Origin of the sequence: Lachnoclostridium sp. An181 (genome assembly GCF_002160325.1) — a bacterium.
In the GTDB taxonomy this organism is placed as follows: Bacteria; Bacillota; Clostridia; order Lachnospirales; family Lachnospiraceae; genus An181.
Window position 1 is genome coordinate 53,288 of sequence record NZ_NFKJ01000004.1, and the last position, 14,467, is coordinate 67,754.

The following is a 14,467-nucleotide window of genomic DNA, read 5'->3' on the forward strand; positions in this document are numbered from 1 at the left end:
GATAAACGTGGTGAAATTATATGATCAGGGCGCTTATCTTGTAAACGGAACAGAGATTGTCGAGGATACACCTAAGGCGCAGGCAGAGATTGCTGCAAAGACGGGGAGACAGGTCAGCAAAGAGGAGGCAGCAAAAGAGACGATCGCCTATGGGATTTTGAAGGAACACAATGTATCAGGCAATATGGAGCGCCTGAACATTAAATTTGATAAATTGACATCCCACGATATTACGTTTGTCGGAATCATCCAGACTGCCAGAGCGTCAGGGCTGGAGAAATTTCCGATTCCATATGTGCTGACAAACTGCCATAACAGTTTGTGTGCAGTCGGGGGAACGATCAACGAAGACGACCATGTATTTGGTCTGACATGTGCGAAGAAATACGGCGGGGTTTATGTACCGCCTCATCAGGCTGTTATCCATCAGTTTGCAAGGGAAATGCTCGCAGGGGGAGGAAAGATGATCCTTGGCTCAGACAGCCATACCCGCTACGGTGCCCTTGGAACGATGGCTATGGGCGAGGGCGGGCCTGAGCTTGTGAAACAGCTGCTCAACAAAACGTATGATATCAAGATGCCGGGAGTTGTGGGCGTGTACCTGGATGGGGAGCCAATGAAAGGAGTCGGGCCTCAGGATGTGGCGCTTGCCATTATCGGAGCCACCTTTGCCAATGGGTATGTGAACAATAAAGTGATGGAGTTTGTAGGTCCAGGAGTAAACAACTTAAGCGCAGATTTCAGAATCGGCATTGATGTTATGACTACAGAGACTACATGTCTTTCCTCCATTTGGAAGACAGATGAAAAAATCAAGGAATTTTATGACATACATGGAAGAACCGAAGATTACAAGGAGCTGAATCCTGGAGAAGTGGCATACTATGATGGAATGGTCTACGTGGACCTAGGAAAAGTAAAACCAATGATCGCCATGCCGTTCCATCCAAGCAACACCTATACGATCGAAGAAGTAAATACAAACTTAAAGGATATTCTCCACGAAGTAGAAGAAAAGGCAAAGATAAGCCTTGACGGCGCGGTGGATTACAGTCTGCAGGACAAGATCCGCGGCGGAAAGCTCTATGTGGAGCAGGGGATCATTGCAGGATGTGCAGGAGGAGGATTTGAAAATATCTGTGCCGCAGCGGACATACTGAGAGGAAGATATATTGGTGCGGACGAGTTTACACTGAGTGTTTACCCGGCAAGTACGCCGATTTATATTGAGCTTATGAGAAACGGTGCTGCCGCAGATCTGATGGATACCGGAGCTGTCCTAAAGACGGCATTTTGCGGTCCGTGCTTTGGAGCAGGGGATACGCCGGCAAACGATGCGCTCAGTATCCGCCACACAACGAGAAACTTTCCGAACAGGGAAGGTTCCAAACTGCAGAGCGGACAGATCGCATCCGTGGCTCTCATGGATGCGCGTTCAATTGCGGCAACAGCTGCAAACAAAGGATTCCTCACTCCGGCAACAGATTTGGATGTGGAATACAAAAATCCAACCTATCATTTTGATAAAAATATTTATGCAAACCGTGTATTTGACAGTCATGGAGTGGCAGATCCTTCTGTGGAGATCAAATTTGGTCCGAATATCAAGGACTGGCCAAAGATGTCTGCGCTTCCGGAAAATCTTCTTCTGAAGATTGTTTCTGAAATCCATGACCCGGTAACTACAACGGATGAGCTTATTCCTTCCGGGGAGACATCCTCTTACCGCTCCAACCCACTGGGACTTGCAGAGTTTGCGCTTTCCAGAAAGGATCCTGCATATGTGGGAAGGGCAAAAGAAGTGCAGAAAGCACAGAAAGCCATTGAGGAGGGGACATGTCCTCTTGAAGTTCTGGACGAGTTAAAACCGGTGATGGCAAAAATCAGGGAAACTTATCCTTGCGTGGGAGAGGGAAATCTTGGAATCGGAAGTACGATCTTTGCAGTGAAACCAGGAGACGGATCTGCCCGCGAGCAGGCTGCTTCCTGCCAGAAAGTGCTTGGAGGCTGGGCGAACATTGCGAACGAGTACGCTACAAAGAGATACCGCTCCAATCTCATCAACTGGGGTATGCTCCCATTCCTCACAAAAGAGGACCATGAGAATCTGCCGTTTGCGAACGGAGACTACATATTTGTTCCGGATGTGAGAAAAGCTGTGGAAGAAAAAGCGTCCGAGATCAAAGCGTACGTTGTGGGAGAGACGTTGAAAGAAGTGACATTCTACCTTGGAGATTTGACAGACAATGAAAGAGAAATCATTCTAAAAGGATGTCTGATCAACTACTATAAAGGGTAATACAAAATAAAAAAAGCTGTGCACCGGAAACGGTGTGCAGCTTTTTTCATTCATTCTATTAGGAAAGTCCTTTGCCCATTTGTTCTGAAATAGAAGATTTGCAGAGCGTGTTTTCTGCTATTTGGAAAGAAAGGGGATGGGAGAAAACCCGCGAAAAAACGGGAAAGTTGTTGCGTCCTTTGATATTTGGCTTTAAAATGACTAGTGTAATAGGGAAAAGAATTTTATTTTAAGGAGAATACATGAGCCATTTGGAAGATATTTTGAGAGAATATTTTACGATAGATTTTATTTCCGCTGTTATAAGCGGGCAGAGGAAAAAAGGAGAGTTCCTGAAAGTAAAGATACGGCCTGTCATGAAGAAGGAGACACTTTATTTTCAGTGTGAAGAGTTTAAAGGAAAACAGGCCTTTCACAGCAATGAAGATGCTGAAGGAATCATTCCAAAAGTGGAGGAGTATCTGAAGTTGTTCAAGCAGATGCAGGTGGAGACAACAAACTTTTCCGCAACAGTCCTTGTCAACAAAAAGGGCGGAATTTCTGTAAAGAAGAAAGCGCGCAAAGAAAGTGTAAAGCAGGTGGATTTCTCACATAATAGAAAGAAACATTACATTTTGGAAGAAGGCGTGTATGTCCCATTTCTGGAAGATTTGGGTGTGATGACAAAGGAAGGGAAGATTATCAGGACAAGATACGATAAATTCCGGCAGATCAATCGTTTTCTGGAATTCATTGAGGATGTACTCCCAAAGCTGCCAAAAGAAAGGGAGATCACCATTTTGGATTTTGGATGCGGGAAGTCTTACCTGACATTTGCCATGTACTATTATCTGCATGATTTGAGGGGGATGGACATAAGGATAATAGGGCTGGACCTGAAGTCGGATGTGATCAGAAATTGTCAGTCTCTGGCAGAAAAGTACGGGTATGAGAAACTGAAATTTCTGGAGGGCGACATTGCGGATTATGAAAAGAGCGGGCAGGTGGATATGGTCGTGACACTTCATGCATGTGATACAGCTACAGATTATGCGCTTGCAAAAGCAGTGGGGTGGAATGCAAAAGTGATCCTGTCCGTGCCGTGCTGCCAGCATGAGCTGAATGGGCAGATGAAAAATGAAATACTGGCACCCATAATGAAGTATGGACTTCTCAAGGAGCGGCTGGCAGCTCTGTTGACAGATGGTCTGCGTGCAGAATATCTGGAAAGGGAGGGGTATGACGTACAGATTCTGGAATTTATCGATATGGAACATACGCCGAAAAATATTTTGATACGGGCAGTGAAACAGGAGAAGAGAAAAGAGTGGAGAGACACCATTACTGCATGCGAAGAGTTTTTTCATGTCTCTCCTGCGATAGGAAAGCTTTTGGATAAATAAAGGGGTAGTATAGAATGAAAAAAGTTTTGATAAGGGTAGGAATTGTCGCTGTTTTCCTTGCAGCGGCAGCATTCATTTTCTTCAATGTGACAAAAAAGGAGAACAGGGAAAAAGAGGTGGTGATGGAGGATGCAACTTTGCCGTCTGTCACCTTTACAACGAGCGGATACACGGTGAATCAGCTTGTCGGTTATGTGGATGAGATGGAGATGACCGCCATGCGTGATACACTCACACCGCTTAATCAGGATGGCAGCCTGAACATCAATATCAGGGATTATGGTGCGGATGTGGGAGCGTTTTCTTATGAGATCTATACTTTGGACGGCAAGACAAAGTTAAAGAGCGGAAAAGCAGATGTGCAGGATACGATAACTTTGAAACTGGCCACAGCCATGCCGAATGTGGATGAGGCGATTTTGAAGATCGCTCTTAAATTTGGGGATGACAAAGAGGCCTATTATTATACCAGGATCGCACCTGCTGTGGACTATCATATCAAAGAAAACCTGGATTTTGTAAAAGATTTCCAGACAAAGGCCATACAAAAGACGCAGACAGATACACTCGTTAACTATATTGAGCCAAACAGTGAGGGGGATAATACAACACTGCAGCATGTAACGATCCACTCCGATTTAGATCATGTTACATGGGGAAACCTTACTCCTGAGATCGTTGGGGACATTCAGTGGGACATCAAAGAAGGAACTGAGACATACTCATCCATCCAGCTGCGGTATCAGGTGAAATGTTCTGACGAAGAGGGGGAGAGTGAACTATACAATGTAAGGGAGTTCTACCGGACAAGGAATTACCGGGATAAGATGTATCTTCTGGATTATGACAGGACGATGAACCGTATTTTTGATGAAGAGGCAAATATGCTTGACAGCCAGGGCGTGGACCTTGGAATGGCTCCTGAAAACCTTCCTTATCTTGCGAATGAGGACGGCACAAGTGTATCTTTTGTGCAGGAGAGGGAGCTTTGGAGCTATGATAAGGAAAATGATTCTCTGTACCGCGTTTTCAGCTTTGCGGATGAGAAGAGGGAGGATGCAAGAAGCCTCTACGACCAGCACAAAATCAAGCTGATCTCAATGAAAGACAACGGAAGTACAGCGTTTGTCGTGTACGGATATATGAATCGCGGACACCACGAAGGAAAGGTCGGAGCAGCGATCTATTATTTTGACAAGAGCAAGAATACAGTGGAGGAAGAGGCCTTTATCCCGAGCAATAAATCCTTTGCGATTGCGGAGGATGATTTGGGAAAACTTGTCTACTACAGTGATAAGCAAAATAAATTGTATGTGATGATCGAAGGAAACCTGTACAGGATCAACCTGGAAGACGGAGGAAAGAAGATTCTTGTATCCGGGCTTGGGCAAGGGCAGTATGTGGCGTCCGAGGATGGGGATATGATCGCGTACCAGACGCTTGGCTCTCTGTACGAGGCAACGGAAGTGACAGCTATGAATCTTTCTAATGGGGATTCCTACAAAGTTCAGGCAGGCGAGGGAGAGTATATCCGCCCCCTTGGGTTTGTGAACCATGATCTTGTGTGCGGTTTTGCAAAGCAGGGAGATGAAGGAAAGACAGTCTCAGGAACTTCTGTTGTTCCAATGTATAAGCTGGAAATCCGTGATAAGAATAACAAGGTTGCAAAAACTTACCAGCCTGAAAATATTTATGTACAGGACATTCTTATTGAGGAAAATCAGGTGACGGTGAACCGATGCACGAAAAACGGGGCACTGTACACAGCTATCAGCCAAGACTATATCACAAACAATGAGGAACACGAGGAGAACAACATTACCTTGCAATCCTACAGTTCGGATCAAAAGGAAAAGCAGATGCGGCTGAAATATGCGGACGGACTGTCCAATACAAAACCGGCTGTGAAAGAGCCAAAACAGGTGATTTTAGAGAACCCGGCCACAGTAGCATTTGACACTACGAGCAAGAAAAGAGGATATTATGTATACGGACTTGGCCAGATGCTAGGTGTCTACGATAAGGCAGGATATGCCATCCAGGAGGCTGACCAGGTGTCCGGCGTTGTTGTATCTGCCACAAGTCAGGCGTGTGTGTGGGAGAGAGGAAACCGTGACCTTCAGTATATTATTGAAGACATCGGCGAGTTTACTCTGGAAGAAGGCGAAGATTCCCTGTCGGCGTGCATTAGAAAAGTGTTGGAGATGGAGGGGACCCGCACAGATGTAAAGAAAGAACGTGAGGAAGGAAAAAGTGCGGTTGAAATCCTTTCCGAGCACAGCGGTAAGGAGACACTGGACCTGACGGGATGTACAGTGGAAGAAGTACTTTATATCATCAGCAAGGGCACTCCGGTGATCGCACTCAAAGACAGCGCCAGCGCTGTGTTGCTCATTGGATACGATACAAAAAATGTGGCATATCTGGACCCTGCAACAGGACAAATGGAACACGTCACAACCGAGAAAGCGGAAGAACTGATAGCAGGCAGCGGAAAAGCTATGATTGGCTTTGTAAAGTAGAAATTTAGGTGGATTCCTTTTGCAATGCTGTGCTATAATAAATCATCATGGACAAAAAGTTGGAGGGTGTGAAAATGGATTTAGTTACCATAAAGGATCTATATAGAAACAAAGAAGAATATCTGGACAAAAAGGTGAGTATCGGGGGATGGGTGCGCAGCATCCGCGACTCCAAAACTTTTGGATTTATCGTGGTGAATGACGGGTCTTTCTTTGAGCCGCTGCAGGTAGTATACCATGACAAGATGAAAAATTTTTCCGAGATAAGCAGGCTCAACGTGGGGGCTGCCATCATTGTCACCGGCACGCTTGTGGCAACTCCGAATGCAAAACAGCCGTTTGAGATCCAGGCGGATGAGGTTACCGTGGAAGGAGCATCTACACCGGAGTATCCACTGCAGAAGAAACGCCATTCTTTTGAGTATTTGCGCACGATCGCGCATCTGCGGCCAAGGACAAATACATTCCAGGCTGTATTCCGTGTGCGCTCCCTGTGTGCGTATGCGATCCATAAATTTTTTCAGGAGAGAGGATTTGTGTATGTACACACACCGCTCATCACAGGCAGTGACTGCGAAGGTGCAGGCGAGATGTTCCAGGTGACAACGCTGGATATGAAAGATCTCCCGAAAAATCAGGATGGCTCTGTGGACTATACAAAAGATTTTTTTGGAAAAGAAACGAATCTGACTGTGAGCGGACAGTTAAACGGTGAGACCTATGCGCAGGCATTCCGCAATATTTATACATTCGGGCCTACATTCCGCGCGGAAAATTCCAACACTACACGTCATGCTGCGGAGTTCTGGATGATTGAACCGGAGATTGCCTTTGCAGATCTGGAGGACAATATGATCCTTGCGGAGAGTATGTTAAAGTATATCATCCGCTACGTGATGGAACATGCGCCTGAGGAGATGAATTTTTTCAATTCCTTTGTGGATAAGGGGCTTTTGGAGAGACTTGAGAATGTAGTAAACTCTGATTTTGCCAGAGTGACTTACACAGAGGCTATCGATATTTTGTCAAAGAACAATGACAAGTTTGATTATAAAGTTTCATGGGGATGCGATCTTCAGACAGAACATGAGAGATATCTGACAGAGGAAGTGTTCAAGCGTCCGGTGTTTGTAACGGACTATCCAAAAGATATCAAAGCATTTTACATGAAGATGAACGAGGACAATAAAACAGTCGCAGCAGTGGACTGTCTTGTCCCTGGAATTGGAGAGATTATCGGAGGAAGTCAAAGAGAGGATGATTATAATAAATTGCTGGGCCGTATGAATGAGCTGGGTCTGGATCCAAAAGATTACGGATTCTATCTGGATCTGCGCAAATATGGTTCTACAAGACATGCGGGCTTTGGACTTGGATTTGAGCGCTGTGTGATGTATCTGACAGGAATGTCCAACATCAGGGACGTCATTCCATTCCCGAGAACAGTAAACAACTGTGAATTATAGAAAAGACGCAGAATATAGTGGAAGGATTGGCGCCAGGGGGTTAAAAAGAAAATCTTCTGGCGCTGTTTTTACAATACAGGAGGCAGATATGCAGAATATTTTAGTAGTCGACGATGAGATGGAGATTGCAGACGTGGTGGAATTGTACTTGAAGAATGACCAGTACAGGATTTTTAAATTTTACACAGGAAAAGAGGCACTGGAGTGTATTGAAAATACCAAGATCGATCTGGCAATTCTGGACGTTATGCTCCCGGACATCGACGGATTTGAGATATTGAAAAAGATAAGGGAGAAATATACCTTTCCGGTTCTTATGCTGACGGCAAAGGTAGAGTATATGGACAAGATTGCAGGGCTTACGCTTGGTGCGGATGACTATATTCCGAAACCATTCAATCCTCTGGAACTTGTGGCCCGGGTGAAGGCGCAGCTGCGCAGATATACACAGTACAATGAGGGTGTAAAAGAAGAGGCTGATGTCATTGATTTTGCAGGCCTTGTGCTGGACCGAAAGTCTCACGAATGTACATACAACGAGAAACCTCTCACGCTCACACCGACAGAATTTGACATTCTCTGGCTTTTGTGTGAGAACAGAGGAAAAGTCATAAGCTCAGAGGAGCTTTTTGAAAAAGTCTGGCATGAGCAGTATTACAAAAACAGCAACAATACAGTCATGGTCCACATTCGGCATCTCAGGGAAAAGATGAGTGGACCTACAGGAAAATCTGATTTTATCAAGACAGTTTGGGGAGTAGGATACAAAGTTGAAGAATAATTATCGAAAACTGAAACTGACCATTCTTTTGCAGGCGGTTTTTGTCACCGCGCTCACTGTGCTTATCGGCGGATTTCTGCTGACCTATCTGATTGACGGACCTTACAATGATCAGATTACAAAAGCTTTTATGGATATTTTGATGGCCTTTCACATGGATGAGGCGACAGCCAGAGAATGGTACTGGAAACTTATTGGACACAACAAACAATTTTTTATGGTCATTGGATTTCTGCTGCTCTTTTCGATTTTGTTTTACATCGCACTTACCAAGATGACAAAATATCTGATTCAGGTGGAAGAAGGAATCGAGAACATTGTATCAGATTCTGAAAAACCGATAGAGCTGATCACAGAGCTTGCACCAATCGAGTCCAGGCTCAATGAAATCAAGACGACCTTAAAGCGGCAGGAGAGGGAGGCCATCGAGGGGGAGAAAAAGAAGAATGATCTGGTTGTCTTTCTTGCCCATGACCTGAAGACGCCTTTGACATCAATTGTGGCGTATTTGAGCATGCTGGATGCGCACCCGGATATGTCAAAGGAGGAGAGGATCAAATACACGAAGATTTCCCTGGAAAAATCGCTGCGGCTTGGGGAGCTGATCAGTGAATTTTTTGAGATAACAAAATTCAATCTTCAGGACATTGTGCTGGAACCGGTGGAGCTGAACCTGACAATGATGCTGGAGCAGCTGGCAGATGAGATGTATGCAGTTCTGCAGAGTAAACATCTGACGTGTTTGGTGGAGGCGGAAGAAGAGCTTATGATCACCGGGGATGCGGACAAGCTTGCCAGAGTGTTTGACAATCTTCTGCGCAACGCTGTATCCTACTGTTATCCGGACACCCAGATTTCAATAAAGGCGGAAAAGACAAAGACGGGAGTGAGAATTGTTTTTTCCAATTTGGGCGATACCATACCAGAGAGAGAGCTAGGAATTATTTTTGAGAAGTTCTACCGTGTGGATGGCTCCAGGTCAAGTGCGACAGGCGGAGCTGGGCTTGGACTTGCAATTGCAAAAGAGATCGTGGAACTCCACGGCGGCGGCATTTACGCACAGAGCCAGGATAGGCGCACAGATTTTATCGTGTCGCTGCCAAGAAACATGGCAGAAAAAAAGGGGAAGAAAGATGAAATTTATACACATGGCAGACGTGCATTTAGGAGCAGAACCGGACGCGGGAAAAAAGTATAGCGGACAGAGGAAACAGGAAATATGGGACAGCTTTTTGGGGATTGTTAATGTGTGCGAGAAGGAGAGAATAGATTTTCTCTTTATTGCAGGAGATTTGTTTCACAGGCAGCCTCTGATGAGGGAGCTTAAAGAAGTGAACTATCTGTTCTCAAAGCTGTCCTACACAAAAGTAGTACTCATTGCGGGAAACCACGATTACATAAAGAAGGATTCTTATTATGCCACCTTTTCATGGGCAGACAATGTATTTCCCTTATTTGGAGAACAGATGCAGTGTGCGGCTTTTGAAGAATATGATCTCGGCGTGTATGGGTTCAGTTACCATAAAAGGGAAATAAGGCAGCCTTTGTACGATACCGCGGCTGCGCCCGGAAAATTCAGGCACGAGATTCTTCTGGCGCACGGGGGAGATGAAAAACACATCCCGGTAAAAAGAGAAAAGCTGGATGCACTGGGGTATGATTATATTGCCATGGGTCACATCCACAAGCCGCAGACAATGGGGCAGAGGGCTGCTTACGCAGGTGCGCTTGAGCCAATTGATAAAAACGATACAGGACAACACGGGTATATCAAAGGCCTTTGCAGTGCTCAGGGTGTACGCATCAAATTTGTTCCGTGTGCAAAAAGGGAGTATATCCATAAAAAAATAGAGGTCGATAAAGATATGACCAATGCTGGACTGAGGGAGAAGATAAAAGCAATTATAGATGAGTGTGGAGGGGAAAATCTCTATAAGCTTACACTTACCGGTTTCCGAGGAGCAGAGATGATATTCCTGCCAAATACCATGGATGTCTATGGAAACATTCTGGAGATTCAGGATGAGACAAAGCCATTCTATGACCTGGAGCGTCTGGTTTTGCGTAACAGGGACAATCTTCTCGGGAAATATATTGAAAGCCTTCAGGACTTTGAGGAGGGCAGTGTAGAGCAGATGGCTTTGTACGAGGGCGTACAGGCATTGATGGATACAAAAAGGGGTTAAATATGGAGATACAAAAACTGAATATAAAAAATTTTGGAAAATTTTCTGAAAAAGAGATCATCCTGCAAAAGGGCATCAACGTGATATACGGGGAGAACGAGATGGGAAAATCTACCATTCATGCGTTTTTGCGCGCCATGCTGTTTGGGATGGAAAGAGCAAGAGGCAGGGCATCGTTGACTGACCTTTTTACAAGGTATCAGCCCTTGGAAAATCCGAATTACTATGCAGGAGTCATGGAATTCCAAAGCGGCGGAAGAAGGTTCCTTTTGGAGAGGCATTTTGACAAGTATTCAAAAAAAACAGTGCTCACTTGTTTGGATGACGGGGAGCAGCTCTCCGAGGAACAAGGTGATTTGGAAATGCTCTTAGAGGGAATGAAAGCGCGTCAATATGAGGATACAGTATCTGTAAACCAGACGCACCCGGAAGTTTCCGCACAGCTTGCAAAGCAATTAAAGGACGCAGCGGCGGAATATCTTTCATCCGGAAATGAAGAGATACATCTGTCAAGGGCCTTGGAGTGTCTGGAAAAAAAGAGAAAAGAAGTGGAAAAACAGCTGAATCAGAATATGCAGGAAAAGAAACGGAAACGGGAGCAGTTGGAAAGTGAAGCCTCTTATATCTGGCGGGATATCCACAGGCTTTCCGGGGAAATAGAAGAGACAAAATGCAGACTGCAGGAGAGGATTTCGGAAGAAGACATCCAGATTAAGGATGAAGAGTATTATCGGGAAAAACTAAGAGAAGAAAGAGCGGCGCGGAAAAAATGGAGAGTACATCCTGCGGCAATTGCGGGTATGATTTTACTGTTGTTGCTTTGTTTTGTACTCCTGCATAAACCATGGAGCTATCTCTGGGCTATTGTCATTGGGCTTGCGTGCGGACTTTTTGTATGGAACAGGCTTAAAGTGGAGAAAAAGAAAGTGCGCATGGAGCAGATGAATACAGGAGAACTTTTGGGAGAGCGGAAAGCTGAGGATTGTGAAAAGCTGAGATGGAAGGTGGAACACCTCACAGGACTTAGAAAAGAAAAGGAGATCCAGTATGGAAATATTCAGGATCAGATGGACGAGCTGGATTTTGTGGATGAAGGGGAGAAACTGCTGTACAAGAAAAAGGCAGCGCTTGAGCTGGCAGGGAACCAGATTAAGAAACTCTCAGATGAGATGAGGAAGAGGCTTGCAAAACAGTTCAATGAAACAGTGTCCGAAATTATGAATGAGATCACGGGAGGCGCGTACAAAAAGGTTGTGCTGGATGATGAGCTGGGGGTCCGTCTCTGGAGAGGAGAGCATCTTCTGATGGCAGAACAGATCAGCAGAGGAACTCTTGAGCAGGTCTACTTTGCACTGCGCATGGCAGCGGCGAAATTTCTGTATGAGGAAGAATTTCCGGTCATTCTGGATGAAACCTTTGTGTATTACGATGATAAAAGGCTTGGGGAAACGCTGAAATGGCTGTCAAAAAACTGTGGCCAGGTGATTTTGTTTACCTGCCAGAAAAGAGAGATGGAGATTATGAAAGAAGGAGGGATTTCTTTCACAAAGATATAGAAAAATGGTGTATCAGAAGTTGGAAAACATACTGATGCACCATTTTTGTTGTATAAAGGGTAATGTTGGGGCTGCCCTGTTATATTTATTTAATTGGTTCGCCGTTTTGGTATTTCTTCAAAACATGTTGAATACGTTCACTTGGATTGAGGATATCGTTCAGAGAACCATCGTGATTGAGTGTATCGATGATAAGGGCGATATATTTGCTCAAGTCGCAGTTGATATAATAAGGTCTTTCAAGCAGCTGCGGAGTCTGATAGATAGAGTTTGTTGTGAGGATTCCGTGGATAATGCCCTTTTCATATGCCTCATCAAATTTCTCCAGGCCGTTTGTGAAAAGACCAAATGTAGCTGCCGCAAAAATACGGTTTGCTTTGCGTGCTTTCAGCTGTTTTGCGACATCCAGGATACTGTCGCCGGATGAGATCATATCGTCAATGATGATGACATCCTTGCCCTCCACGGAGGATCCTAGGAATTCGTGAGCAACGATCGGATTGCGTCCATCCACGATCCTTGTATAGTCGCGGCGTTTATAGAACATTCCCATGTCAATACCGAGTACGTTTGCAAGATAGATCGCACGGCTGGTAGCGCCCTCGTCCGGGCTGATGGCCATCAAATGTTCACTGTCGATCTTGAGATCTGGTGCAAAACGAAGCAGGCCTTTGATAAACTGATAAGTAGGAGGCACGGTCTCAAATCCGCTCAACGGAATTGCATTTTGTACTCGAGGATCATGAGCATCAAACGTAATGATATTGTCTACGCCCATGTTGACAAGTTCCTGAAGAGCAAGAGCGCAGTCCAAAGATTCACGGCTGCTCCTCTTATGCTGCCTGCTCTCATAGAGGAATGGCATGATGACATTGATACGTCTCGCCTTTCCGCCAATCGCAGCAATGATTCTCTTTAAATTCTGGAAATGGTCGTCCGGAGACATATGGTTTGTCCTGCCATTGAGTGTGTAGGTGATGCTGTAGTTGCAGACATCAGCCATAATGTACAAATCTTTTCCGCGCACAGACTCGTTCAGGGTAGCTTTCGCCTCCCCGGAGCCAAAACGCGGCAGCTGGGACTTGACGATGTAGTTGTCTTTTACATAGTCTGTAAAAAGAATGTCGTCTTTATACTCGTGAAGACTTTCCTTTCTCCATTTGGTGAGATAAGCATTGACTTTGCTGCCAAGCTCCTCACAGCCTGTGATAGGAATGATTCCCAAAGAGCCTACGGGAATATTTTCTAAGTTGCGTTCTGTACGGTGTATCATTGATTTGCCTCCCTGTTCATTAACTTTTTTTGGATGCGAATGTCATCGCCCGTTAGTTTTAACATGGTATAGTTGCTTGTAATTCTGGAGAAGGTTCTCTCCGTATATAAATCCACCAATGAATCAAAAGAAAGATTGGTAGAAATTATCGTGGATTTTTTGCGCAGCAGCCTCTCATTGACGCATAAAAACAATTGGGATGAAGTGAAGGAATTGGACAATTCCGTACCAAGGTCGTCAATGATGAGAAGGTCACAGTCAAAAATGTGTTCATTCATATCAGCAGCCTCGCTGTCACGACCAAAACGGCTTTTTGCAAAAATGTCAAAAAGTTCGAACGCTGAAAAATAGAGCACAGAATAAGCGCGCTCTATCAATTGGGCCGCAATGCAGTGGGAAAGAAATGTTTTTCCCACACCGGTATCTCCGTAGAAAAAGAGGTTGCGGAAATCCGACGAAAATGTCCCGACAAAATCATGGCACACTGTCACTGCATGTTTTATCATCGCAAGGGCAGACTGACCCGTCTTAGCGTCAATGTGGCTGTCTGAATAATAAGAATAAGAAAGGTGTGCAAAATTTTCTTCTTTCAGGATTTCGTTCAGATTGGACTGCTTGTACAAAAGCTGTATCGCTGCCTTTTGAAAACAATGGCACTTTTTTCCATCAATATAGCCGGTATCATGGCAGTCCGGACATTCATATTCCGGCTCCAGATACCCGGCAGGATAGCCGTGGTCAAGAAGCAGTGTCTGTTTCCTGACAAACATATCGTGCAGCTGTGTTTTTAAAGAATCCAGTGCCGAGCGTTCGCCGTTAAGCAAAAGCTTTGCCTTTTCCACACTCAGACTGGAGATAGAATCGTCAATCTCTTTGATTTCCGGTATCTTTCGGTAAATTTCCTCGTAATGGCGGAATAACCGGTCCTGACTATGCAGTTGTTTTTGTTCATAAGAACGCATAATCGTATCGTATTGAGAATTATTGAGTGCCACAAGAGTT

The 14,467-nt window shown here is 44.9% G+C and carries 10 protein-coding genes; 8 read left to right on the forward strand and 2 right to left on the reverse strand.

What is annotated here, in order from left to right; translation table 11 throughout:
- Nucleotides 1–7 precede the first annotated feature (7 nt).
- The 8 genes from B5F18_RS03905 to B5F18_RS03940 all read left to right on the forward strand — a co-directional run bounded on the left by B5F18_RS03905 (nt 8) and on the right by B5F18_RS03940 (nt 12,192).
- Entirely contained in the window at nt 8–2,299 is a 2,292-nt protein-coding gene (locus B5F18_RS03905; protein WP_087156366.1) for a hydratase, read from the forward strand.
- A gap of 242 nt (nt 2,300–2,541) precedes the next feature.
- Nucleotides 2,542–3,681 carry a class I SAM-dependent methyltransferase gene (locus tag B5F18_RS03910; RefSeq protein ID WP_087156367.1) on the forward strand — a complete coding sequence of 380 codons (1,140 nt, stop codon included), beginning with the start codon at nt 2,542–2,544 and terminating at the stop codon, nt 3,679–3,681.
- Between the two features lie 14 nt (nt 3,682–3,695).
- On the forward strand, nt 3,696–6,203 hold the full coding sequence (locus tag B5F18_RS03915) for a hypothetical protein (protein WP_087156368.1): 2,508 nt from the start codon (nt 3,696–3,698) through the stop codon (nt 6,201–6,203).
- A gap of 74 nt (nt 6,204–6,277) precedes the next feature.
- Complete coding sequence (gene asnS / locus B5F18_RS03920; protein WP_087156369.1) at nt 6,278–7,669, forward strand: asparagine--tRNA ligase; 1,392 nt, start codon at nt 6,278–6,280, stop codon at nt 7,667–7,669.
- An 88-nt stretch (nt 7,670–7,757) separates the two neighbouring features.
- Entirely contained in the window at nt 7,758–8,450 is a 693-nt protein-coding gene (gene vanR / locus B5F18_RS03925) for a VanR-ABDEGLN family response regulator transcription factor (protein ID WP_087156370.1), read from the forward strand.
- On the forward strand, nt 8,440–9,648 hold the full coding sequence (locus tag B5F18_RS03930; RefSeq protein ID WP_087156371.1) for a sensor histidine kinase: 1,209 nt from the start codon (nt 8,440–8,442) through the stop codon (nt 9,646–9,648). Before vanR ends, B5F18_RS03930 begins: the two co-directional genes overlap by 11 nt.
- Nucleotides 9,584–10,636, forward strand: coding sequence for a metallophosphoesterase family protein (locus B5F18_RS03935; protein WP_087156372.1), 1,053 nt, complete (start codon nt 9,584–9,586; stop codon nt 10,634–10,636). Before B5F18_RS03930 ends, B5F18_RS03935 begins: the two co-directional genes overlap by 65 nt.
- 2 nt (nt 10,637–10,638) lie before the next feature.
- A complete protein-coding gene (locus B5F18_RS03940; RefSeq protein ID WP_087156373.1) occupies nt 10,639–12,192 on the forward strand; it encodes an ATP-binding protein in 1,554 nt (517 codons plus the stop codon).
- Between the two features lie 85 nt (nt 12,193–12,277).
- Here the strand turns inward: B5F18_RS03940 and B5F18_RS03945 are convergent, their stop codons facing one another.
- Both B5F18_RS03945 and B5F18_RS03950 read right to left on the reverse strand, forming a co-directional pair.
- Nucleotides 12,278–13,465, reverse strand: coding sequence for a ribose-phosphate pyrophosphokinase (locus B5F18_RS03945; protein ID WP_087156374.1), 1,188 nt, complete (start codon nt 13,463–13,465; stop codon nt 12,278–12,280).
- Nucleotides 13,462–14,460, reverse strand: coding sequence for an ATP-binding protein (locus B5F18_RS03950; RefSeq protein WP_087156375.1), 999 nt, complete (start codon nt 14,458–14,460; stop codon nt 13,462–13,464). The genes B5F18_RS03945 and B5F18_RS03950 overlap by 4 nt, the downstream gene beginning before the upstream one ends.
- Between the last annotated feature and the right edge of the window lie 7 nt (nt 14,461–14,467).